Source organism: Paracoccus fontiphilus, from assembly GCF_017356265.1.
Classification (GTDB): domain Bacteria; phylum Pseudomonadota; class Alphaproteobacteria; order Rhodobacterales; family Rhodobacteraceae; genus Paracoccus; species Paracoccus fontiphilus.
This window is the reverse complement of record NZ_JAFNAW010000018.1, coordinates 41,094-62,779: the sequence shown is the minus strand read 5'-3', so window position 1 is coordinate 62,779 and position 21,686 is coordinate 41,094. Positions and strand designations below refer to the sequence as shown.

Genomic DNA, 21,686 nt, shown 5'->3' with positions numbered 1-21,686 from the left:
CGAATAGCGCTTTCGTTTCGTCATGCGGATCAGTCCTTCGTCAATCGCCAAAGCTTAGCGACTGGTCCGAATTCCTGCGACCACCTCTATGGTCAGACGCACCGGTAACACCGTGTGACTGCTCGCAACAGGCAAGGTCGGGCCAAGGGCACAATCGACGGGTTGGGTGAAACTGTTCACCGTCATTCCCCCTTCTGTCGCGCGCCCCGACCGTGCGGCTGCACGGTCGGGGCCATGTCGCTAGAGCCGCGCCCGGGCATCCTTCCGCGCAAGCCGCTCAAGCAGATAGTCGATCTCGGACCGTCCCTGTGCCGTCAGGGCGGTGCCCGGCTTGCGCTGGATGTCGCAGGCAATCGCACCGCGGCGCATCAGCAGGTACTTGCGCACCGCCAGGCCGACCCCCGCCTGCTGCTCCATGCGGATCATCGGCAGATGCGCGTCGAACAGGTCGTGCGCGGCGTCGCGTTCGCCGCGACGATGCAGGGCGTCCATCTCGACCAAGGCATCGGGGAAGGCATATCCGGTCATGGCCCCGTCCGATCCACGCTCGGGCTCGAAATCCAGGAACAGGCCGCCATTTGCCGTCAGGATCGAAAAGGCGGGCATCTTTCCATCCTTCTGCCAGGACCGGATCGTGGACAGCTTCTCCAGTTGCGGCCAGTCCTCGGCCTTCAGCATGACGCAGGACGGGTGCTCGGTCATGATGCGCGCGATCATCGGCACCGAAAGGACCACCGACAGGGTCAGCGGATAGTCCTGCAAAGCCCAGGGGGTGTCCGGCCCGATCGCGTCCACGGCACTGCGGAAATGGGCGGCGATCTGTTCGTCCGACCGAAGGGCGGCGTGGCCGGCGATCATGACGCCCGCCGCGCCCAGGTCCATCGACTCCTTGGCCAGCCGGCCCATCGCCGTGAAGCTTGGATTGGAGACGCCGACCACGATGGGCAGCCTGGTCCGGCGGATGACGCGGGCCGCGATCTCGCGGCTTTCCTCGGGGTCAAGCTTCCCCGCCTCGCCCAGGATGCCGAGGATGGTTATGCCGGTGGCGCCCGACGCCTCGTAGAAGTCGGTCAGCCGGTCCAGGCTGTCCCAATCCACGGACTGGTCGGGATTGAAGGGCGTGGCGGCGATCGGGTAGACGCCCTTGGTCGCGGTGTTGAAGCCAAGCTCGGCCACGGGTTTGGGTTGCGCGTTCATTGTCCCTCCCTGAAGGCCGCGTAGCGTGCCTTCGTCTCGTCGTTCATGGGATAAAGACCCGGAAGCGGCACGCCGCGGTCGACCTCGGTCATGATCCAGGCTTCCTGGACTTCCTGTTCGGGGGCCTCGGCAAGGACGGCGTCAAGAAGCGCCGCCGGGATCAGCACCGCGCCGTCGTCGTCGGCCACGATGATGTCGTCGGGGAACACCGCGACGCCGCCGCATGCGATGGGCTCCTGCCAGCCCACGAAGGTCAGCCCGGCGACCGATGCAGGCGCGGCGATGCCGTCGCACCAGATCGGAAGCCCGGTGCCCAGGACGCCCGCCGCATCGCGCATCACCCCGTCCGTCACCAGCCCGGCGACACCGCGCTTAGCCATCCGCGCGCAGAGGATGTCGCCGAAGATGCCCGCGTCCAGAACGCCCATGGCGTCGGCGACGGCGATGCAGCCTTCCGGCATCGCCTCGATCGCCGCGCGGGTGGAAATCGGCGACGCCCAGCTTGCCGGCGTCGCCAGATCCTCGCGCGCCGGCGTGAAGCGCAGGGTGAAGGCGGGTCCGACCAACCGTTCCTGGCCGGGGCGGATCGGCTTCGTGCCCCGCAGCCAGACGTTGCGCAGTCCCTTCTTCAGAAGAACCGTTGTCAGCGTGGCGGTGGACACGCCCTTGAGGATGCCGACGGTCTTGCTGTCCATATCCTGCCCTCTCAGATGCTGGCGATCAGGCCGCCGTCGATGCGGACGACCGAGCCGGTGATGTAGCTGGCGCGGTCCGAGGCGAGGAACGCCACCGTGTCGGCGTATTCCCGAGGCTTGCCATAGCGGCCGACGGGGATCGAGGCGGTCGAGGCGGCGGCGACCTCGTCGACCGTCTTGCCTTCGCGCTCGGCCCGCTGTTCGTCCAGGAAGGTGATGCGCTGCGTGGCGATGCGCCCTGGCAGGACGATATTGGCGGTGATGCCGTGGCGCCCGACCTCTCCGGCCAGGGTCTTGGACCAGCCGACAAGGCTGGCGCGCAGCGCGTTGGACAGACCCAGGTTCGGGATGGGCGCGACGACGCCCGAGGAGGTCGAGGTGATGACGCGCCCCCAGCCGCGGTCCTTCATCCCGGGCAGCACGGCGTCGGTGACCGCGATGACGGACAGGACCATGGAATGGAAGAACTTCTCCCAGTTCTCGGCCGACTGGCCGGACACCGGGGTCGGCGGGGGGCCGCCGGTGTTGTTGACAATTACGTCGATGGGCCCGAGGTCTGCCTCGATGCGCGCCAGATGGCCGGGGATCGACGTCAGGTCGGCCAGGTCCCAGTCCAGGGCGATGGCGGTCCCGCCCGCCGCCGAAATGTCGCGCACCGTCGCCTCGGCCGCCTGGATGGCGATGTCGGCCATGGCGACCTTGGCGCCTTCGGCGGCCAGCGTTCGGGCGATCGCCCCGCCAAGCCCGCCGCCTGCGCCGAACACCAGGGCGACACGATCCTGCAGTCCCAAATCCATCGGAAATCCTCCTTAGCTGGTGTCTGGCTACGCCCTGCCTGATGTAAAATAAATCCTTGCTATCCTGTCTTCAAAAGATAGATTTCCTATCATATGGAAACGCGCTTCCTGGAAACCTTTCTGTCCGTTGTCGAGCACGGCTCACTTCCCGAAGCCGCGCGCCGCTTGGGCCTGACCCCTGCCGCCGTGTCCCAGCGGATGCAGGCGCTTGAAGGAGAGATCGGCACCCCCCTGCTGGCGCGGGCCGGCAAGCAGGTCCGCCCGACCGAAGCCGGGCTCGCCATTCTTGAACCCGCCCGCCGCGTGACGTCGGAGGCGCGGGCCTTGCGGCTTCACGCGCTTGCCGACCAGCCTGCCGGAGAGCTTCGGCTGGGCGCCATCTCCACGGCCTTGACCGGGCTTTTGCCGCAAGCTCTGCTCAACCTGCGCCAGCGGCTGCCGGAGGTCGCAGTTTTCGTGCTGCCCGGGTCCTCGACCGATCTTCATGCTGCGCTCGGGTCGGGACGGATAGACGTCGCCCTGCTGGTCCGTCCGCCGTTCAACCTGCCGAAGTCGCGCATGTGGGCTCCTGCACGGCGCGAGCCGCTGATCATGCTGGTGCCCTCGGCCCTAGCCGGGCACGATCCGCTGGATCTTCTGGGCAGCGAGCCGTTCATCCGCTACGACCGGGGCAACTGGGGCGGGCAGCTGGCGCAGGGCTGGCTGGACGCCCACGGGATCCGCCCCCACGAATGGCTGGAACTCGACCAGCTCGAGGCCATTTCGGTCATGGTCAGCCGGGGGCTGGGCATCTCGATCCTGCCGGACTGGGCGCCGCCCTGGCCCGAGGGGGTCACGGCGGCGCGGCTGCCCCTGCCGGGACCGCCCCTGGTGCGCGAGATCGGGGTGTTGTGGGAGCGCGGGCATCCGACGACCCGGCTGATCCAGGCGCTTATCGAGGCGTTGTGACGACCGGCCTGGTGCCAAGCCGGTGGGCCGACTTCAGCCCGGTTGTTGGTCCCAGTTGACCCGGTGGAGACATGCGCCGGAGACGTCGGCAATGTCCCTGATCCCAAGCATGGCAAGGTCCCGGTCGACCTCGTCGGATAGCAAGGTGATGGCGTGCCTGACGCCTGCCTCGCCGAAGGCGGCGGCCGCGAACAGGAAGGGGCGCCCGACAAAGACGAACTTCGCCCCTAGGGCAAGCGCCCTGATGACGTCGGTTCCGCGCCGGACGCCGCTGTCCAGCATGACGGCAAGGCGGCCGTCGACAGCCCTTGCGATGCCGGGCAGGACCCGGATCGGCGCCACGGCCCCGTCCAGTTGCCGGCCGCCATGGTTGGACACGATGATGCCGTCGATGCCGTGATCGCAGGCCGTCACCGCGTCCTCGACCGACAGGATGCCCTTCAGGACCAGATTGCCCTTCCAGCGCGCCCGGATACGCGCCACGTGGTCCCAGGACAACTGGTCGCGCTTGCCGATGGCGCGGACCAGGTTGCGCGACACGATGGGCGGGCCGCGGAAGGCGTCCATGTTCTCGAAATGCGGCATCCCGCGATGGCGCAGCGTCCGCAGCGCGGTGCCAAGCAGCCAGCGGGGACGGGTCACGCCCTGCCAGGCCAGCCGGGCCGACGGTTGCAAGGGCGCATCGAAGCCGTTTCGGACGTTGTTCTCCCGGTTGCCCGCGACGGGAACGTCCACCGTCAGCACAAAGGTCTCGAAGCCCGCCGCAGCCACGCGGTCCACCATGGCGTCGATGCGCTCGGGCTCGCCGGGCAGGTAGGCCTGGAACCACCGGCTGCCGCCTTCCTGCGCCACGCGCTCAAGCGGCGTCAGCGACGTGGCGCTGAGGATGGCAAAGGTGCCGGCGGCGTTCGCGGCCTGCGACAGGACCACGTCTCCGTCATGGGCCGCAAGCGCGCTGAGGCCCATCGGCGCGATGCCGAACGGATGGGCGAGGGTCTTGCCGAACAGGGTGACGGACTGCGACCGGTTTCCGACGTTCTGCAACACGCGGGGCACCAGGTTCAGCGCGCCGAACGCATCCCGGTTGTCCCGGAACGACGCGCAGGTTTCGCACGCCCCGGAAACATAGCCGAAGATCGGGCGGGGCAGGTGGCGCCGTGCCGCAGCCTCGAAATCGTCTAGGGCCAGCATCGGACGCAAGGCGCGCGGAACGCTTCGTGTCAGGCGCGTGGTCGTGGTCAGCACCGGCGTCGTGCCGATGCGCCCGGTCGAGGGATTGTCCGTCATGGCTCTCTCCACCAAAGATGTGCAGGAGAGTGTATCATGCCCCCGCACGTCTTGCCTTACTGGGCTGTCCAGGGCTGTTCCGACCACAGGGTCTTCAGGTCGGCTTCAAGCGCCTGGAAGGTCGCCAGATGCTCCTCGGGGGACATGTAGCGCACGGGCGAGAAGATCTTTTCCGCCTGGGCCTGGAACTCGGGATCGGCTGCGGCCTTGGCGACGGCGTCCGCCAGGCGGGTCCGGACGTCGTCCGGCAGTCCCGCCGGCGCCCCGACGCCGCGCAGCGATGCCGAGATGATCTCGTAGCCCTGTTCCTTGAAGGTCGGAACGTCGGTCGCGATTGTCACCCGCTCCTCGCTCATCTGGCCCAGGTTGACGAAGGGGCTGCCGCTGGAGGTCGCCTGCATGGCCTCGCCGATGTTGACGGCGCGCAGGGTGATGTGATTGCCGGTCAGCGCCGTCTTGACCGCCGATGCGCCGGGGAAGGGCACATGGGTCATCTGGATGTCGTTCTGCTTGCTGAAGGCCAGCGCGGCAAGATGGTCGTCCGACCCCACGCCCGTCGTGCCATAGGTGACGGCCGCCGGGTTTGCCTTGGCATAGGTGACCAGTTCCTCCAAGGTCTTGAACGGCCCCTCCGCGTTGACCGAGAATCCGCTGGGATCGTCAAGAACGTTGCCCAGCAGATCGAAGCTCTCGATGCTGTATTTCGTTTCCCGCTCGATCGGGATGGTCAGGATGTTCGGCGTGTTGACGAAGCCGATGGTGTAGCCGTCGGGGCGAGCCTCGGCCAGGGCGGTGAAGCCGATCTCTCCGCCCGCGCCGGGGCGGTTTTCGACAACGATTGTCGCGCCCTCGCCCAGGTACTTCTCGATGAAGGGCGCCAGAACGCGCGCGGTCATGTCGGTCGAGCCGCCCGGCGCGAAGGAAACGATCATCTTGATCGGCTTCTCGGGGTATTCGGCCCAGGCAGCCTGTCCCGCGACAAGGGCCATGGCAAGCGGCAGCATCAGGGTCTTCAGGTTCATGGGGTTTTCTCCTCCCGGTGATGGGTTCTTGTTATTCGGCAAGCTGTTCGCGGCGCTTGGTGATGGCCGGAAGCAGCATGGAAAGCAGCAGCAGGCCCGCGATGGCGAACATGGTTGCCGCGATGGGGCGGGTGACAAAGACGCTTGCATCCCCGCCCGAGGTCAGCATGGTGCGGCGGATGTTTTCTTCCAGCATGGGGCCCACGACAAAGCCCAGCATCAGGGGGGCCATCTCGCAGCCGAGCTTGCGCAGGACATAGCCCACGACCCCGAACAGGGCCATCAGGCCGACCTCGAAGACGCTGTTGTTCAGCGAATAGGTTCCGATCGCGCAGAAGACCAGGATGACGGGAAACAGCAGCGAGTAGGGCACGCGCAGCAGCTTCACCCAAAGGCCGATCAGCGGCAGGTTCAGCAGGACCAGCATCACGTTGCCGATCAGCATCGAGGCGACGATGCCCCAGAACAGGTCCGGCTGGGACGAGATCATCGCGGGCCCCGGCTGGATGCCCTGGATCATCAGCGCGCCGATCATCAGCGCCATGATGGCGTTCGGCGGCACGCCGAGGCTGAGCATCGGAATGAAGCAGGCCTGGGCCGCGGCATTGTTGGCAGACTCCGGCCCCGCCAGGCCCTGCACGGCGCCGGTGCCGAATTTCCTCGGATCCTTTGCCACCTTCTTTTCCAGGGCATAGGAGGCAAAGGAGGCCAGCGTCGCCCCGCTGCCCGGCAGCACGCCCAGAAGCACGCCCAGGAAAGTGCCGCGCGTGGCGGCGGGCCAGGCGTCCCTGAAGTCCTGGCGGGTGGGCCACAGCCGGGTGATCGGCATCGTCGCGCGGCCCCGGCTGCCGGTCTCCTCAGGCTGAAGATCACCTCGACCAGGCCGAACATGCCCATGGCCAGCGGCACGAAGCCGATCCCGTCATACAGGAAGGCCATGTCGAAGGTCATGCGCTTCTCGCCCGAGGTCAGGTCGGTGCCGATGCAGCCGATCAAGAGGCCCAGCAGCACCATGGCGATGGCCTTGGGCAGCGACCCGCTGGCCAGGACGACCGCGCCGATCAGGCCCACGGTCAGCAGCGCGACATATTCGGCGGGGCCGAACAGGATCGCGATCTCGGCCAGGGGCGGGCCGGCGAGGGCGATCACCACGGCGGTGACGCAGCCCGCGAACAACGAGCCCAGCGCGGCAATGGCCAGCGCCGCCCCGGCCCGGCCCTGCCGCGCCATCTCGTACCCGTCGAGGCAGGTGACCACCGCCGAGCTTTTGCCCGGAAGCTTGACAAGGATGGCCGTGGTCGATCCGCCATACTGGGCGCCATAGAAGATGCCGGCCAGGATGATGATCGCCCCCGTGGGCGGCAGGAAGAAGGTGATCGGCAGCAGCATGGCCACGGTCGCGGTCGGCCCCAGTCCGGGCAGGACGCCGATCAGGGTTCCCAGAAGGACGCCGATGAAGCAGAACATCAGGTTCTCGGGGGTGGCCGCGATGCCGATGCCGTAGGCGAGGTTGGCGAAGACATCCATCAGAACGGCCCCGCGGCGATGGGCAGCTTGGCGCCCCAGACGAAGATGGCGGTGCACAGCGCGGCCAGTGCGACACCCACGGCGGCCAAACGCAGCGGGCGTGGCCTTGACCCCGCCAGCGGCGACAGCGCGACCACCAGCAGGATCGCCGCGACAAGGCCCAGGCGTTCCAGCGTGAAGGCGAAGACGGCAATGCAGACCGTCACCGTCAGCAACGGGCGCAGCGACCCGATCTCGACAGGGTCGCTGGGATGGCGCAGCCCGGCGATGGCGATGCCCGCGCCGAACAGGACCAACAGGACCGAGACCGCCTGCGGCATGAAGCCGCTTCCGATCATCAGCGCGTTGCCCAGCGACAGATGGCGTGTCAGCAGGAACGCGGCCCCGCCCAGGGCCATGAACAGGATGCCGGCCAGGACATTCGTTTCCTTCAGGACGTTTCGTCCAGCAGCATTGCGGGCTTGAGACATGGTCCCACCCTCCTCCCCTTGTTGCACGCGATAGGCGTGGCATGAGTTCCGGCATGGGGACGGCTCCTCCCGGCCCCGTATGGATCGGCCTAGCCGACGGCCTGCCTGGACTGTTCAGTGGCGGTGTTCGCAAGCCAGGACAGCGCGGTTTCGATCGAAGGCGGCTCGGCAAAGCCGGACGTTCCGGCGAAAGACGCGGTCCGGTGGAACAGTTCTTCCACGCTGTCCGTGACAAGCGGCGTCAAGCCAAGGCGGTCAAGCTGGATTCCGGCGTCATGGACCTCGTGGCTCCGGCGCGCGGCATGGACGACATGGGTCCGGACGAACACCTCCAGGATCTGGCGCAGGGGCGTTTCGTCGAGATCGGCGACGATGTCGTAGAACTCCTCGCGGAGATTCTGCAACTCTGCCGCAACAAGGGTTTCTACGGCCAGCGCCTCCAGCCCCTTTGTGAAGATGCTGCGCAACAGCTTCAGCCGCACGGCATCGCCGGCCTCGCCCGGAAGAACCTTGATCCTGGCGCCAAGCTTCCGGGCGATCGGGACAAAGGTCTGCACCCCGTCGCCAGCTGCCACAAGCGCCGTGGCGCCTTTCCTGATCGACACGGCGCCCAGGATGCCGACATCGACGAAGGACTGCCCGCTTTCCCTTGCGGCCTGCGCGGCCTGCTGCATCTGGTCGGGGGCGGCCGTGGTCAGATCCACAAGCAGCGCCCCCATGCGCATATGGGGCAGGGCGCTGCGTACAACATCCAGGGCCACGGACCCGGTGACGGCCGAGACGACCAGGTCGCAGTCGGCAAGCCATGGACCGACCGAGGCCTGCTTGGTGGCGCCCAGTTCCCCGGCCAGCGTCAGCCCGGCATCCGAAAAGCGAGCCTCGCAGACGTAGTCGACGCTTATCCCGGCTTCGGAAAAGGCTTGCGCGTAGATGCGTCCCACTTCTCCGAAGCCGATGAAGCAAGTGGTCATGGTGATTCTCCTCTTGTACAATTAATAAACAATCTTTGAGCGGTCCGTCTATAGCTGCTTTGCCGGGAAATGCGCCTGAAGCATCCTGCATACTCCGCGTGGAGTGGTTATGATCCTAAAAAAATCTAATAAGTTTAGTTTAGTCAATTACTTACATTGTATTATGAGGCATATCCCCCTTCTGCGCAGAAAGGTACCAGCCAGCCGTGGAGGAAAAAATGAGCTCCCATATTTACCTTAACCGGATATTGTATTTATTTTGCACATACGCGCTGCGCTTTGTCGGCGCTGCGGAACACTGCGGGAGGCAGTGCTTGCCCAAGCAGGAACACAGGATGATGTCGAGCCTTGCAGGCCGAAGCGCCCGCGACGGACTGGCCTGCCGTTGTGGCAGGATCGGCGGCCATTGCCTTGTTCAGGACGGTTGTCTTGGCGGGCCATCTTGTGAAAAAGGGGACAGGTCCGGTCGTGCAGGAAGGCGGCATGAGCAACGCAAGCGAAACAGCCTATGTCTATCTGCGGCAGCGGCTCACGACCGGTCACTACACGCCGAAGACGCAGTTGAAGGAAGGAGCCATCGCCGCAGAGCTGGGGATCAGCCGCACACCGGTCCGCGCGGCCCTGAAGCGGCTGGTCGAGGACGGGCTTGTCGTCTCGGAAACGCATCGCGGCATGTTCGTGGCGGAATGGACCGACCGGGACATCCAGGACGTCTGGTCGCTGCGGCTTGTGCTGGAACCTCATGCGGCAGCCTTGGCGGCGGACCATGCAACCGACGAACAGATCGCCGGGCTGGAGGCGCTGAACACGCGGATGCACGAGATTCTGCAGTCCGACAGGCCGTCCCGGCTTGCCGAACTCCAACGGACGAACTTCGACTTCCACAGCCTGATCATCGAGGCCTCGGCCTCGCCGCGTCTGAAGACGGTAGCCATGCAGACGGCCGGGACGCCCATGCTGCTGGGGACTTACTACGTCATGGACGAAAGCTCCCTGTATCGCAGCCTGAGCCATCACAGAGACATCGTGACGGCCATCCAGATGCGCGACCGCGAGGCCGCCTCCAAAGCCATGTGGGTCCACCTGCGCGTCAGCATAGGTACCTTCTTCGAGGCGAAACAGGCATCGACCCACAAGGCGATGGCAGAGCACCCGTAAGTCTGGCTTGGGCACAGGCTGAAACCTGCCCGGCAATGGCGGGGTCACGGTCATGACCCTGATCTTTGTCTCCAGTCCTGTCCATTCCGACGTGCTCTCATCGGCAGCGGAACTCGGTACGGTTGCCTTGGGCTATGGTCCCGACGCTGTGGCCTATGACGTCATAAAGGCGAAAGCCGATGCCGTCCTGCTTCGCAGCGGCTTTTTCACCGATGACATGATGGCCGGCTCGTCGAACCTGCGGATCGTGGCAAGACATGGCGTGGGAACCGACACGGTCGACATCCCCGCCGCCACCCGGCGCGGCATCTGGGTCACGAACACGCCGGGCGGCAACAGCCGCGCGGTGGCCGAGCATGTCTTTGCCCTGATCCTCAGCCTGGCGCGCAAGCTGCCTGTCGCGTCCGCACAGACGCAGGGCGGGATCTGGGGCGAGCGGCGCGCCGAACTGAACGGGATCGAACTTGCGGGCCGCACCCTTGGGCTTGTCGGCCAAGGCAGCATCGGCTCTGTCGTTGCCGAGATCGGCCGGGCTCTGGGGATGACGGTTCTTGTCACCGATCCGGGTCTTGACCAGACCCTTCCCCATGTCGTTCCGCTGGGCCGCCTTCTGGCCGAGGCCGACGTGGTCAGCCTTCACCTTCCGCTTCTTCCGGCCACGCGCGGCATCATCGACGCGGCAGCCATCACGAGGATGAAGCAGGGTGCGATCGTGATCAACACCGGACGGGGCGGCCTGGTGGACGAGGACGCCCTGGCCCGGGCGCTTGCGTCGGGCAGGCTTGGCGGCGCGGGACTGGATGTCCTCGATGCGGAAAACATCGACATGGTCACGCCGCTTCCCCACAACCGCCTGCCCATCGCCGACCTGCCCAACCTGATCGTGACGCCGCATGTGGCGGGCCAGACCGACGAGGCGCTGAGGCAGGTCGGACTGACCGCCCTGGCTGACATCGCGGCCGTCCTGCGCGGAGAATGCCCCCGGTTCTGCGTCAACCAGCCGCTGACCGACCCCGCACGGGCACCGTGCCGACTGCCAGCCGCGCCACGCTAACCGCATCTGAACCGAAAGGAAAAACCAATGCGCTTCGAACCCAACTCCGCCGAGGAAAAGGCCCTTTTCGAGGCGTTTTCCAAAACCGCCACGGCGCTGATCAGTGACAACCTGTCACGCCTGCCCGCCGCCAACGGGCTGCGGCCGTTCCACAAGCCGGCGGGCCTGATGGTCGGGCGCGCCCTGACGGTGCGCGTCGCTGCCGGCGACAACCTGTTCATCCACAAGGCGCTGGAGCTTGTGCAGCCGGGCGACGTCATCGTCGTTGATGGCGACGGCGAGACGACGCGCGCCCTGATCGGCGGCATCATGGTCGCCATCGCGAAATCGCGCGGCGCGGCCGGTTTCGTGTTGAACGGCTCGGTCCGCGACACCGCCGAGATCGGCGCGGACAGCTTCCCGGTCTTTGCCCGCAGCGCCATCCACCGCGGTCCCTACAAGAACGGTCCGGGCTTCATCAACGTTCCCGTTTCCCTTGACGGCATGGTCGTCTCGCCCGGCGATATCGTCGTGGGCGATGAGGACGGGGTTGTCGCCTTCACGCAGGATGAAGCGCCCGCCCTTCTTGAAGCCACGCTTGCCCAGGAACACAAGGAAGCCGAGATCATGGGCCAGATCGCGACGGGAACCTACAAGGGCGCCTACGCCAGGTAAGCTGGAGGCTTCCCGTGGCAGGCAACCATTGCGGCCTCCCGAGAAGGGGTTGGATCTTCAGGGCGTCCGGATCAGTTCGGACCCGCGTGCCGTAAGGCTGTCGGTCAGAAAGGCGATGACCGCCCGTTCCCGTCGCATGGCGCGAACCTCGCGATGGCAGGTCAGCCAATAGCTGCGCGTCAGCGTCACCTCGTCAGGCAGGATGATCCGCAATTCCGGGTACTTGACCGCTATGTAATGCGGCAGCACCACGACCCCTAGGTGGTTTCGCGCCGCAGCCAGCTGGTTGAAGACGCTGGAGCTTCTGATCGAGGCCCGCAGCCCCGGCAGGACCTCTCCCAGGTAGTCGAGGCCGGGGGCGAAGATCATCTCCTCGATATAGCCGATGATGCGGTGACGGCGCAGATCCTCGCGCCGGGTGATGGGCCCGTTGGCGGCAAGACAGCTTTCGGTCGCATAAAGATGCAGCGTGTAGTTCGCCAGCCGTTCCGACCGATAGGGGCCACTGGAGATCGGGTCCAGCGTCACCGACATGTCGGCCTCGCGCCGCGACAAGGACAGGATCTGCGACATGGTGATCAGCTCCAGCGAGATCAGCGGGAACTTGGCGATGAAATCGGGCCACAGGTGGGTCGAGAAAAGGCTGGCGAAGCCTTCCGGGACCGCCAGTCGAAGCGGACCCGCCTGGCGTGACACGGTGCCCTGGTCGGCCGCTTCCTCCATCCGTTCCGCCATCTCGACCAGGCGGCGGCCAGCCGGGGTAGGCTCGTATCCGCGAGGGTTGCGTTCGAACAGCCGTGTGTTCAGCGCCTGTTCCAGCCGGTCGATCCGGCGCGACACGGTCACGTGCGACGTCCCCAGCACGCGCGCGGCGCGCGACAGCTGCCCCTCGCGCGAGACGGCGAGAAAAAATTGAAGATCGTCCCAACTCAGCATGACTGTTCAAATTTGTTCAGAACCTGAACGAAATTAGACGCGTTTGAACGCTTGTGTCAAAGTGACTTTAGGGTCATCCTTTCGTCGAACGAGGGTCAGAGGAGAAGCCTTCGTCATTTTGAACAGGACATCATCCCGGCTTGCGGCCCTTCGTCGCGGCGCCAAGGGGTCATGCCTTAGGGGAGGTTGTATGCGTAAACTGCTTTTGTCCGCCGCGTCCGTCGGTCTGATCGCCGCGCCCGCCGTTGCCGAGGTTTCCGACGGCAAGGTCAAGATCGGCATCCTGAACGACCAGTCGGGCGTCTATTCCGACTTCGGCGGCAAGAATTCCTATGAAGCCGCGCTGATGGCGGTCGAGGATTTCGGCGGCAAGGTTCTGGACGCACCGATCGAGGTCGTGACCGCCGACCACCAGAACAAGCCCGACATCGCGTCGAACATCGCGCGTCAGTGGTATGACAACGAACAGGTCGATTCCATCATGGAACTGACGACCTCGTCCGTGGGTCTGGCCGTCCAGGCGCTGAGCGTCGAGGAAAAGAAGGTCACCATCAACACCGGCGCGGCGACGACCGAACTGACCGGCGCGCAGTGTTCGCCCTATGGCTTCCACTGGGCCTATGACACGCACGCCTTGGCCGTCGGCACCGGCGGCGCCCTTGTGAAGGAAGGTGGCGACAGCTGGTTCTTCCTGACCGCCGACTATGCCTTCGGCTATTCGCTGGAGGAAAACACCGGCAACTTCGTCAAGGGGCAGGGCGGCACGGTCGTCGGATCGGTGCGCCACCCGCTGGCCTCGACCGATTTCTCGTCCTTCCTGCTGCAGGCGCAAGCCTCGGGCGCGAAAGTGATCGGGCTAGCGAACGCGGGCGCGGACACGCAGAACTCGATCAAGCAGGCGGCGGAATTCGGCATCACCCAGGGCGGGCAGAAGCTGGCCGCGCTGCTGTTCACGCTGGCCGACGTCCACGGCCTGGGCGCCGAGGCGGCGCAGGGCCTGAACCTGACCGAAAGCTTCTACTGGAAGCGCAATGCCGAAAGCGAGGAATTCGGCCGCCGCTTCCTGGAACGCACCGGGTCGATGCCCAACATGGTCCACGCGGGCACCTATTCGGCCGTGACCTCCTACCTGAAGGCCATCGAGGCCGCCGGGACGGATGAGACCGAAGCCGTCGCGGCCAAGCTGCACGAACTGCCGATCAACGACGTCTTCGCGCAGGACGGCAGGGTGGGCGCCAACGGCCGCTTGATCAAGGACGTCTACCTGATGGAGGTGAAGGCCCCCGCCGACATCACCGAGGAGTGGGACTACTACAACGTGCTGGCGACCATTCCGGGCAGCGAAGCCTTCATGGACCCGGCCAAGAGCGGCTGCCCGCTGGTCACGCAGTAAGGCGCGTTCATGACCATTGCGCCAGCCATGACGCAAACCGAACCGCGGGTGGTGTTGTCCGCCCGCGGTCTCGGCAAGGATTTTGCAGGCTTCACCGCCGTCAACGACGTCGACCTGGACGTGGAACATGCCCGCATCCACGCGCTGATCGGGCCGAACGGCGCCGGCAAGACCACCGTCTTCAACCTGCTGACCAAGTTCCTGCAACCCACGCGCGGCAAGATCACCCTTCTGGGCCAGGACATCACCCAGACTAAGCCCGACAAGGTGGCGCGGATGGGGCTGGTGCGATCGTTCCAGATCTCGGCCGTCTTTCCCCACCTGACGGTGCGCGAGAACGTCAAGGTCGCGCTGCAACGTCCCGCCGGGCTGGCGGTGCAGTTCTGGAAGCCGTTGTCCTCGCTGGACCGGCTGAACGGGCGCGCGGACCAGTTGATCGACGACCTTGGCCTGACGCCCTATCGCGACCACCGCGCCGCCGACCTGTCCTATGGTCGCAAGCGCGTGCTGGAGATCGCGACGACGCTGGCCTTGGACCCCGAGGTGCTGCTGCTGGACGAACCCATGGCCGGCATGGGCCAGGAGGACGTGCGCATGGTGGCCGAGATCATCCGCGACGTCGCGCAAACCCGCGCCGTCCTGATGGTCGAGCATAACCTGAACGTGGTCGCCGACATCTGCCACCACGTCACCGTGCTGCAACGCGGAGAGATCATCGCGACGGGCGACTATGCCACCGTCTCGGCCGATCCGCGCGTGCGCACCGCCTATATGGGAACCGAAGGATGACGGCTCCGCTTCTGGAAACCGCCGGGCTTCAGGCCTGGTACGGCGAAAGCCATGTGCTGCATGGCGTGGACCTGCACGTCAACGAAGGCGAGATGATCTGCATCCTGGGCCGCAACGGCATGGGGAAGACCACCACCCTGCGCGCGATCATGGGCATCCTGCGCAAGCGCACCGGCCGCATCACCTTTGCGGGCCAGGACATGATGTCCGTGCCCCTGCACAAGACCGCCCGCGCGGGCCTGGGCTTCGTCCCCGAGGAGCGCGGCATCTTCGCCACCCTCTCGGTCGAGGAAAACCTGATGCTGCCCCCCAAGGTCGCCGAGGGCGGCATGTCGGTGGCCGAGATCTACGACCTGTTCCCGAACCTCCAGGAACGCCGCAACAGCCCCGGCACCAAGCTGTCGGGGGGTGAACAGCAGATGCTGGCCATGGCGCGCATCCTGCGCACCGGGGCGCGCTGCCTGCTGCTGGACGAGCCGACCGAAGGCTTGGCCCCGGTCATCATCAACGCCATCGGCGACGTCCTGCGGCAGTTGAAACAACGCGGCATGACCGTGGTGCTGGTGGAACAGAACTTCCGCTTCGCCGCCAAGGTCGCGGACCGCTTCTACCTCATGGACCACGGAACGATGACCGCCGAATTTCCCGTGTCGGACCTGCCGAACCGGATGGACCTGCTGCATCGGGAACTGGGGGTGTAACCATGACCATGATCTTCGGCATCCCCGTCGCCGCGCTGATGGGACAGTTGCTGGTCGGCCTGATCAACGGGTCGTTCTATGCGCTGCTGTCGCTTGGCCTCGCCGTCATCTTCGGCCTGCTGCGGGTGATCAACTTCGCGCATGGCGCGCAATACATGCTGGGCGCCTTCACGGCGCTGCTGCTGCTGACGGTTGGCGGGGTCAACTACTGGCTGGCGCTGATCGCCGCGCCGCTGATCGTCGGCCTTTTCGGCGCGATCATCGAGCGCACGATGCTGTCGAGGCTTTACAAGCTGGACCACCTGTACGGGCTGCTGTTCACCTTCGGCCTTGCCTTGGCCATCGAGGGGACGTTCCGGTATTTCTACGGCGCATCCGGGATGCCCTATGCGGCGCCCGCCGCGCTGACGGGGGCGGTGAACCTGGGCTTCATGTTCCTGCCGGTTTATCGCGGCTGGGTGGTCGTGGCCTCGCTGATCGTCTGTCTGGGCGTCTGGTTCCTGATCGAAAAGACGAAGCTCGGCGCCTACCTGCGCGCGGCCACGGAAAACCCGGTGCTGGTGCAAAGCTTCGGCGTCAACGTGCCCCTGCTGCTGACGCTGACCTATGCGCTTGGCGCGGGGCTTGCGGCCTTTGCCGGAGTGCTGGCGGCGCCCGTCTATCAGGTCAGCCCGCTGATGGGGTCGAACCTGATCATCATCGTCTTCGCCGTGGTCGTGGTCGGCGGCATGGGGTCCATCCTGGGCGCCATCGTCACCGGCTACATGCTGGGCGTGGTCGAGGGGCTGACCAAGGTCTTCTACCCCGAGGCGTCCAACATCGTGATCTTCGTCATCATGGCGATCGTCCTGATCCTCCGGCCCGCGGGCCTTTTCGGAAAGGATGCCTGACATGGCCGGCAAATCCGAACCCATCCCGACCGAACACGTCGCCATCCATCCCAAGGCCGGGGCCATCCAGCTTGCGCTGCTGGCCGTGATCGCCGCCGCGCTGCTGCTGGCGCCGCAGTTCCTGTATCCGATCTTCCTGATGAAGCTTCTGGCCTTCGGCCTGTTCGCGGCGGCCTTCAACCTGCTGCTGGGCTACACGGGGCTGCTGTCCTTCGGCCATGCCGCCTTCTTCGGCGGCTCCGCCTACTTCACCGCCCATGCCGTCAAGGTCTGGGGATGGTCGCCCGAGGCCGGTATCCTGCTGGGTGTTCTGGGCGCGGCGGCCCTTGGGCTGGTGATGGGCGCCATCGCCATCCGCCGCCAAGGCATCTATTTCGCCATGATCACGCTGGCCTTGTCGCAGATGTTTTTCTTCTTCTGCCTGCAGGCGGGCTTCACCCATGGCGAGGACGGCATCCAGTCCGTCCCGCGCGGCCGCCTGTTCGGCATCATCGACCTGTCCGACACGATGACCATGTACTACTTCGTGCTGGCGGTCTTCGTCCTGGGGCTGCTGGTGATCTGGCGCTTCGTGAACTCGCCGTTCGGCATGATCCTCAAGTCGATCCGCGAGAACGAACAGCGCGCCATCTCGCTTGGTTACTCCGTCAGCCGCTACAAGCTGGGCGCCTTCGTGATGTCGGCGGCGCTTGCCGGGCTGGCGGGCGGCGTCAAGGCACTGGTCTTCCAGTTCGCGACGCTGACCGACGTGACCTGGCAGATGTCGGGCGAGGTGATCCTGATGACCCTTCTGGGCGGCATCGGCACGCTGGCGGGCCCGGTCGTGGGCGCGGGGCTGGTGGTGACGCTGCAGAACTATCTTGCCACCTCGGACTTCCCCGTGACGATCATCACCGGCGTGGTCTTCATGGTCTGCGTGCTGGTCTTCCGGCGCGGCCTTATCGGAGAGTTCTTCGCCAGCCGCCTGGGCCGCAAGCTGGGCTTCAGGTCGGAAAGCTGATGGAAACCTACGATTACATCGTCATCGGCGCGGGCAGCGCCGGTTGCGTGCTGGCGAACCGCCTGTCCGCCGATCCCAAGGCGCGCGTGCTGCTGCTCGAGGCCGGGGGCCGCGACAACTACCACTGGATCCACATCCCGGTCGGCTACCTCTATTGCATCGGCAACCCACGCACCGACTGGGGCTTCAAGACCCAGGCCGAGGAAGGGTTGGGCGGTCGTCAGCTTCTGTATCCGCGCGGGCGGGTGATCGGCGGGTCGTCCTCGATCAACGGCATGATCTACATGCGCGGACAGGCGGCGGATTACGACGGCTGGCGGCAGATGGGCTGCACCGGCTGGGGCTGGGACGACGTCCTGCCCCTGTTCAAGGCACAGGAGGATTTCTATCGCGGCGCCGACGACACCCACGGCGCGGGAGGCGAACTGCGTGTGGAAACCGCCCGCGTCCGCTGGGCCGTGCTGGATGCCTTCATGGCGGCGGCCGAGCAGGCGGGCATTCCCCGCACCGACGACTTCAACCGGGGCGACAACGAGGGCAGCGGCTATTTCGACGTGACCCAGCGCAGCGGCTGGCGATGGAGCGCGGCCAAGGCCTTCCTGCGCCCCGCCCTGCGCCGCCCGAACCTGCGCGTCCTGACCGGGGCCGAGGTCGAGCGGCTGGTGATCGAAGACGGCGAGGTCAAGGGCGTCGCCTTCCACCACGGCGGCCAGCGTCAGGAAGCGCGAGCGGCGCGCGAAACCGTCCTGTCGGCGGGCGCCATCGGATCGGTGCAGATCCTGGAGCAGTCGGGCATCGGACGCGGCGACATGCTGCAAGCGGCGGGCATTGCTCCGCAGGTCGAAGTCGCGGGCGTCGGCGAGAACCTTCAGGACCACCTGCAACTGCGGCTGGTCTACAAGGTCACGGGCGTGCCGACGCTGAACGAGAAGGCCTCGCGCCTGCTGGGCAAGGCATCCATCGGGCTGGAATATTTGCTGAAGCGCTCCGGCCCGATGTCCATGGCGCCCAGCCAGCTTGGCATCTTCGCGCGATCCGGTCCCGACAAGGCGACGGCGGATCTGGAGTTTCATGTCCAGCCGGTCAGCCTCGACAAGTTCGGCGACCCGGTCCATGCCTTTCCGGCGATGACGGCCAGCGTGTGCAACCTGCGGCCCGAAAGCCGGGGGTCCGTCCATGTCACCGGCCCGGATTTCCGCGCCCATCCGGCGATCCGGCCGAACTACCTCTCCACGCCCGGCGACCGTGACGTGGCGGTCCGCGCGATCCGGCTGGCGCGCAAGATCGCGGCCCAGCCTGCCTTCACCCGCTTTGATCCCAGCGAGCATGTGCCGGGCATCGCCTTCCAGACCGACGACGATCTGGTCAAGGCGGCGGGCGCGGTCGGCACGACGATCTTCCACCCGGTCGGCACCTGCCGGATGGGCGCGGACGACGGGTCCGTCGTGGACCCGCGCCTGCGGATGCGGGCGCTTGGGCGGCTGCGGATCGCGGATGCCTCGGTCATGCCGACGATCACCAGCGGCAACACCAACGCGCCGGTGATGATGATCGCGGAAAAGGCCGCACGCATGATGCTGGAGGATGCGCGGGCTTGATCCCACTTCCATCCGCCGCCTAGGGTGGTCGCCATGAGCTTGCCCTTCACCTGCGAAAAGCGCCCGGCCTCGGGATCGGCGGGCGTCGTCGTGACCAACGCGCCGCTTGGGACGGCTGCGGGGGCCGAGATGCTGGCCATCGGCGGCAATGCCGTCGATGCCGTCGTGGCCGCGCTGCTGACCCTGACGGTAGTGGAGCCGATGATGGTCGGCGTCGCGGGCGGAGGCATCCCGCATCTGCGGCTGGCGGACGGGCGGCATGTGGTGATCGACGCGCTGTCGGCGGCGGGGCAGGGCGCGCGGCCGGACATGTTCCGTCCCGTGTCCGACCTGCCCGACGCCTATATGGAGACCGAGGGGCGACGGAACCTTGTCGGGCCGTCGGCCGTCGCCGTGCCCGGCAACCTGCGCGGCTGGTGCCTGATGCAGCGGCGGTATGGTCGCCTGCCCTGGGCCGATGTGGTCGAACCGGCGGTCCGGGCCGCCGCGCGCGGCTTTGCCGTCAGCCCCTATCTGCACGGCGCCATTCGCGAGCATGAGGACGATCTGCGCACCGACCCCGAGATGGCGCGCCTGTTCCTGCCGGACGGCGACCCGCTGGCGCCGGGGTCGCGGCTGGTCATGGGCGATTACGCTGAAAGCCTGCGGCTGATCCAGACGCAGGGCGACGCCGCGCTGCATGGCGGCGATCTGGGCCGCGCCCTGGTGGACCGGCTGGCGGGTGGGGGCCATGTCACCCTGGCCGATCTGGCCTCTGCAAGGGCAATAGAACGCGAGGCGATCTTCGGCACCTATCGCGGCTTCACCATTGCCGGTCCGCCGCCGCCCGCATCCTCGGGGATTCATGTCGTCCAGATGCTGAACATGCTGGAACCCCATGACCTGCGCGGCATGGGCTTCGGCAATCCCGACGCGATGGATCTGATGGCGCGGGCCATCGTGCTTGCCTTCGAGGATCGGCGGACAGCCTCGGGCGATCCTGACTTCGTCGATGTGCCGGTGGACCGCTTCACGTCCAAGGACTATGCTAGGCTGCGGATGCCCCATGAAAGCCGTGACACGACGCATGTGACGGTGGCCGACCGGGATGGCAACATCGTCAGCGCGACGCATACGATCAACGGGCTGTGGGGTGCCCGCTTCATGGTGCCGGGGACGGGGATCATCCCGAACAACTACATGCTGAACTATGACCCCCGGCCGGGCCGCGCCTTGTCGGTCATGCCGGGCAAACGGGTGCCGACCTCGATGGCGCCCATGATGGTGATGCGGGATGGCCGCCCGCTTTATGCGCTGGGTCTGCCGGGCGGGGTGCGGATCTTTCCGTCGGCCATGCAGGCCATCGTCAACCTGCTGGACCACGGCATGACCCTGCAACAGGCGGTCGAGGCGCCGCGCCTGTGGACCGAGGGGCATCACCTGGAGCTGGAACCGGCCTACGCCGACCTGGCACCGGCGATGCGCGCGCGCGGCCATGACGTGCGGCTGGTCAAGACCATCGGCGGCGGCATGAACGCCATCGGCTTCGCCGCCAACGGCACCATGACCGGCGCGGCCTGCTGGCGCGCGGACGGCACCGTCATGGCGCAAGGCGGCGGGCTTGCCCGCCCCGGCATCCGCTTCGTGATCTGAGGTTCCATGACGAAGATCGTCCTTCTCGACCCCTCGACCCCCCAGCGGCTGGAGCGTCTGCGCCCCTTCCTGCCCGAACGGTGGACCATCGCCACCACGACCTCGCGTGCCCCGCAGGACCAGTTGGCCGGGCTGCAGGGCGCCACATTCGCGATCACGGGCGACGTGCCGGTGACTGCGCCGATGTTTGCCGTGCCCGGCCTGCGGGCGGTTCACAAATGGGGCGTCGGCTATGACGGGATCGACCTTCAGGCCGCGCGCCAGCATGGGGTGCGGGTGCTTCGGACCACCGGCTCGAACGCCGCGGCTGTCGCGGAAACCACCTTGGGCCTGATCCTTGCCGTCAACCGCAACATCGTGCGCGGCCATGTCGGCATCCAGCGCGGCGATTGGCCCAAGGGCGAGGTGGGGCCGACCTCGACCACCTTGTCGGGGCGGACGGTCGGGATCGTCGGCATGGGCCATGTCGGCAAGGCCCTGGCGCGGCTGCTGCGCGGCTTCGGGTGCCCTGTCCTCTACACGCAGCGTACCCCGCTGCCCACGGCCGAGGAGGCGGATCTGAACGCCCGCCATGTCCCGCTGGAGGATCTGCTGGCCGCGTCGGACGTGGTCACGCTGAACTGTGAGCTGAACGACAGCACCCGCAACCTGATCGACCGGGATCGGCTGGCGCTGATGAAACCCGACGCGATCCTGGTCAATGCCGCCCGAGGGGGCGTGTTGGTCGAGGCCGACCTTGCCCAGGCGATCCGCGAAGGCCGCTTGCGGGGTGCCGGGATCGACGTCTTCTCGGTCGAGCCGCTGGAGCAGGACAATCCCCTGCTGGGGCTGGAACGGGTGGTTCTGACCCCCCATCTCGCGGCCCTCGATGCGTCCGGCTTCGCCCCTTCGGTCATGCGCATGATCGAGAACCTGGTGGCGGTGCAGAACGGCACGCCGCCGCGCCAGATCGACATCCTGGTCTGAC

At 66.5% G+C, this 21,686-nt stretch carries 21 protein-coding genes and 1 pseudogene; 12 read left to right on the top strand and 10 right to left on the bottom strand.

Annotated elements, in window-relative coordinates; genetic code table 11:
* Window positions 1-240: 240 nt before the first annotated feature.
* From J0F76_RS08800 to J0F76_RS08790, 3 genes are read right to left on the bottom strand one after another with little or no spacing between them, the layout of a single operon-like run.
* A complete protein-coding gene (locus tag J0F76_RS08800; protein ID WP_207468078.1) occupies window positions 241-1,197 on the bottom strand; it encodes a dihydrodipicolinate synthase family protein in 957 nt (318 codons plus the stop codon).
* Window positions 1,194-1,892 carry a ribonuclease activity regulator RraA gene (locus J0F76_RS08795; protein WP_207468075.1) on the bottom strand — a complete coding sequence of 233 codons (699 nt, stop codon included), beginning with the start codon at window positions 1,890-1,892 and terminating at the stop codon, window positions 1,194-1,196. Before J0F76_RS08795 ends, J0F76_RS08800 begins: the two co-directional genes overlap by 4 nt.
* Window positions 1,893-1,903: 11 nt before the next feature.
* Complete coding sequence (locus tag J0F76_RS08790) at window positions 1,904-2,689, bottom strand: SDR family oxidoreductase (RefSeq protein WP_207468073.1); 786 nt, start codon at window positions 2,687-2,689, stop codon at window positions 1,904-1,906.
* A gap of 93 nt (window positions 2,690-2,782) precedes the next feature.
* Here J0F76_RS08790 and J0F76_RS08785 point away from each other — a divergent pair, with 93 nt between their 5' ends.
* Complete coding sequence (locus J0F76_RS08785; protein ID WP_207468072.1) at window positions 2,783-3,637, top strand: LysR family transcriptional regulator; 855 nt, start codon at window positions 2,783-2,785, stop codon at window positions 3,635-3,637.
* Window positions 3,638-3,670: 33 nt separating this feature from the next.
* On the opposite strand, the gene J0F76_RS08780 is transcribed toward J0F76_RS08785, so the two are convergent.
* The 6 genes and pseudogenes from J0F76_RS08780 to J0F76_RS08760 form a co-directional block, all read right to left on the bottom strand.
* On the bottom strand, window positions 3,671-4,924 hold the full coding sequence (locus J0F76_RS08780; protein WP_242690091.1) for an alpha-hydroxy acid oxidase: 1,254 nt from the start codon (window positions 4,922-4,924) through the stop codon (window positions 3,671-3,673).
* 56 nt (window positions 4,925-4,980) lie between these two features.
* Window positions 4,981-5,946, bottom strand: coding sequence for a tripartite tricarboxylate transporter substrate binding protein (locus tag J0F76_RS08775; protein WP_207468070.1), 966 nt, complete (start codon window positions 5,944-5,946; stop codon window positions 4,981-4,983).
* Window positions 5,947-5,977: 31 nt separating this feature from the next.
* The gene (locus tag J0F76_RS21160) at window positions 5,978-6,775 is read right to left on the bottom strand and encodes a tripartite tricarboxylate transporter permease (protein ID WP_278250411.1); all 798 of its coding nucleotides are present in this window, start codon (window positions 6,773-6,775) and stop codon (window positions 5,978-5,980) included.
* Window positions 6,776-6,858: 83 nt separating this feature from the next.
* A pseudogene (locus tag J0F76_RS21155) lies at window positions 6,859-7,413 on the bottom strand (tripartite tricarboxylate transporter permease); the annotation flags it as partial.
* Window positions 7,414-7,472: 59 nt separating this feature from the next.
* Complete coding sequence (locus J0F76_RS08765) at window positions 7,473-7,943, bottom strand: tripartite tricarboxylate transporter TctB family protein (protein ID WP_207468067.1); 471 nt, start codon at window positions 7,941-7,943, stop codon at window positions 7,473-7,475.
* An 89-nt stretch (window positions 7,944-8,032) separates the two neighbouring features.
* Window positions 8,033-8,914, bottom strand: a complete 882-nt coding sequence (locus tag J0F76_RS08760) for an NAD(P)-dependent oxidoreductase (RefSeq protein WP_207468065.1) — start codon at window positions 8,912-8,914, stop codon at window positions 8,033-8,035.
* Window positions 8,915-9,397: 483 nt separating this feature from the next.
* Here J0F76_RS08760 and J0F76_RS08755 point away from each other — a divergent pair, with 483 nt between their 5' ends.
* The 3 genes from J0F76_RS08755 to J0F76_RS08745 are packed head-to-tail and all read left to right on the top strand — an operon-like array spanning window position 9,398 to window position 11,780.
* The gene (locus J0F76_RS08755) at window positions 9,398-10,072 is read left to right on the top strand and encodes a GntR family transcriptional regulator (RefSeq protein WP_207468064.1); all 675 of its coding nucleotides are present in this window, start codon (window positions 9,398-9,400) and stop codon (window positions 10,070-10,072) included.
* A gap of 52 nt (window positions 10,073-10,124) precedes the next feature.
* Window positions 10,125-11,126 carry a hydroxyacid dehydrogenase gene (locus J0F76_RS08750; protein ID WP_207468062.1) on the top strand — a complete coding sequence of 334 codons (1,002 nt, stop codon included), beginning with the start codon at window positions 10,125-10,127 and terminating at the stop codon, window positions 11,124-11,126.
* Between the two features lie 27 nt (window positions 11,127-11,153).
* Window positions 11,154-11,780 (top strand): RraA family protein, encoded by a 627-nt coding sequence (locus tag J0F76_RS08745; RefSeq protein ID WP_207468060.1) that lies wholly within the window; start codon window positions 11,154-11,156, stop codon window positions 11,778-11,780.
* 57 nt (window positions 11,781-11,837) lie between these two features.
* Here the strand turns inward: J0F76_RS08745 and J0F76_RS08740 are convergent, their stop codons facing one another.
* Complete coding sequence (locus J0F76_RS08740) at window positions 11,838-12,716, bottom strand: LysR family transcriptional regulator (RefSeq protein WP_207468058.1); 879 nt, start codon at window positions 12,714-12,716, stop codon at window positions 11,838-11,840.
* Window positions 12,717-12,906: 190 nt separating this feature from the next.
* On the opposite strand from J0F76_RS08740, the gene J0F76_RS08735 reads away from it, so the two are divergent.
* From J0F76_RS08735 to J0F76_RS08700, 8 genes are read left to right on the top strand one after another with little or no spacing between them, the layout of a single operon-like run.
* Window positions 12,907-14,109 (top strand): ABC transporter substrate-binding protein, encoded by a 1,203-nt coding sequence (locus J0F76_RS08735; protein WP_207468056.1) that lies wholly within the window; start codon window positions 12,907-12,909, stop codon window positions 14,107-14,109.
* 15 nt (window positions 14,110-14,124) lie between these two features.
* Window positions 14,125-14,898 (top strand): ATP-binding cassette domain-containing protein, encoded by a 774-nt coding sequence (locus J0F76_RS08730; protein WP_207468114.1) that lies wholly within the window; start codon window positions 14,125-14,127, stop codon window positions 14,896-14,898.
* A complete protein-coding gene (locus tag J0F76_RS08725; protein ID WP_207468054.1) occupies window positions 14,895-15,599 on the top strand; it encodes an ABC transporter ATP-binding protein in 705 nt (234 codons plus the stop codon). The genes J0F76_RS08730 and J0F76_RS08725 overlap by 4 nt, the downstream gene beginning before the upstream one ends.
* A 2-nt stretch (window positions 15,600-15,601) precedes the next feature.
* A complete protein-coding gene (locus tag J0F76_RS08720; protein WP_207468052.1) occupies window positions 15,602-16,489 on the top strand; it encodes a branched-chain amino acid ABC transporter permease in 888 nt (295 codons plus the stop codon).
* Between the two features lies 1 nt (window position 16,490).
* Window positions 16,491-17,489, top strand: coding sequence for a branched-chain amino acid ABC transporter permease (locus J0F76_RS08715; protein WP_207468050.1), 999 nt, complete (start codon window positions 16,491-16,493; stop codon window positions 17,487-17,489).
* Window positions 17,489-19,087, top strand: coding sequence for a GMC family oxidoreductase (locus tag J0F76_RS08710; RefSeq protein WP_207468048.1), 1,599 nt, complete (start codon window positions 17,489-17,491; stop codon window positions 19,085-19,087). The genes J0F76_RS08715 and J0F76_RS08710 overlap by 1 nt, the downstream gene beginning before the upstream one ends.
* A 33-nt stretch (window positions 19,088-19,120) precedes the next feature.
* Window positions 19,121-20,719 (top strand): gamma-glutamyltransferase, encoded by a 1,599-nt coding sequence (ggt, locus tag J0F76_RS08705; RefSeq protein WP_207468046.1) that lies wholly within the window; start codon window positions 19,121-19,123, stop codon window positions 20,717-20,719.
* Between the two features lie 6 nt (window positions 20,720-20,725).
* Window positions 20,726-21,685 (top strand): 2-hydroxyacid dehydrogenase, encoded by a 960-nt coding sequence (locus J0F76_RS08700; protein ID WP_207468044.1) that lies wholly within the window; start codon window positions 20,726-20,728, stop codon window positions 21,683-21,685.
* The last annotated feature ends 1 nt before the right edge of the window (window position 21,686 follow it).

Bases quoted from the DNA above. Each gene is read 5' to 3' on its own strand.
- J0F76_RS08710 (WP_207468048.1), top strand. From the start codon at position 17,489: ATGGAAACCTACGATTACATCGTCATCGGCGCGGGCAGCGCCGGTTGC.
- J0F76_RS08795 (WP_207468075.1), bottom strand. From the start codon at position 1,892: ATGGACAGCAAGACCGTCGGCATCCTCAAGGGCGTGTCCACCGCCACG.
- J0F76_RS08750 (WP_207468062.1), top strand. From the start codon at position 10,125: ATGACCCTGATCTTTGTCTCCAGTCCTGTCCATTCCGACGTGCTCTCA.
- ggt (WP_207468046.1), top strand. From the start codon at position 19,121: ATGAGCTTGCCCTTCACCTGCGAAAAGCGCCCGGCCTCGGGATCGGCG.
- J0F76_RS08720 (WP_207468052.1), top strand. From the start codon at position 15,602: ATGACCATGATCTTCGGCATCCCCGTCGCCGCGCTGATGGGACAGTTG.
- J0F76_RS08755 (WP_207468064.1), top strand. From the start codon at position 9,398: ATGAGCAACGCAAGCGAAACAGCCTATGTCTATCTGCGGCAGCGGCTC.
- J0F76_RS08790 (WP_207468073.1), bottom strand. From the start codon at position 2,689: ATGGATTTGGGACTGCAGGATCGTGTCGCCCTGGTGTTCGGCGCAGGC.
- J0F76_RS21160 (WP_278250411.1), bottom strand. From the start codon at position 6,775: ATGCCGATCACCCGGCTGTGGCCCACCCGCCAGGACTTCAGGGACGCC.
- J0F76_RS08760 (WP_207468065.1), bottom strand. From the start codon at position 8,914: ATGACCACTTGCTTCATCGGCTTCGGAGAAGTGGGACGCATCTACGCG.
- J0F76_RS08775 (WP_207468070.1), bottom strand. From the start codon at position 5,946: ATGAACCTGAAGACCCTGATGCTGCCGCTTGCCATGGCCCTTGTCGCG.
- J0F76_RS08735 (WP_207468056.1), top strand. From the start codon at position 12,907: ATGCGTAAACTGCTTTTGTCCGCCGCGTCCGTCGGTCTGATCGCCGCG.
- J0F76_RS08725 (WP_207468054.1), top strand. From the start codon at position 14,895: ATGACGGCTCCGCTTCTGGAAACCGCCGGGCTTCAGGCCTGGTACGGC.
- J0F76_RS08780 (WP_242690091.1), bottom strand. From the start codon at position 4,924: ATGACGGACAATCCCTCGACCGGGCGCATCGGCACGACGCCGGTGCTG.
- J0F76_RS08740 (WP_207468058.1), bottom strand. From the start codon at position 12,716: ATGCTGAGTTGGGACGATCTTCAATTTTTTCTCGCCGTCTCGCGCGAG.
- J0F76_RS08765 (WP_207468067.1), bottom strand. From the start codon at position 7,943: ATGTCTCAAGCCCGCAATGCTGCTGGACGAAACGTCCTGAAGGAAACG.
- J0F76_RS08700 (WP_207468044.1), top strand. From the start codon at position 20,726: ATGACGAAGATCGTCCTTCTCGACCCCTCGACCCCCCAGCGGCTGGAG.
- J0F76_RS08715 (WP_207468050.1), top strand. From the start codon at position 16,491: ATGGCCGGCAAATCCGAACCCATCCCGACCGAACACGTCGCCATCCAT.
- J0F76_RS08800 (WP_207468078.1), bottom strand. From the start codon at position 1,197: ATGAACGCGCAACCCAAACCCGTGGCCGAGCTTGGCTTCAACACCGCG.
- J0F76_RS08745 (WP_207468060.1), top strand. From the start codon at position 11,154: ATGCGCTTCGAACCCAACTCCGCCGAGGAAAAGGCCCTTTTCGAGGCG.
- J0F76_RS08785 (WP_207468072.1), top strand. From the start codon at position 2,783: ATGGAAACGCGCTTCCTGGAAACCTTTCTGTCCGTTGTCGAGCACGGC.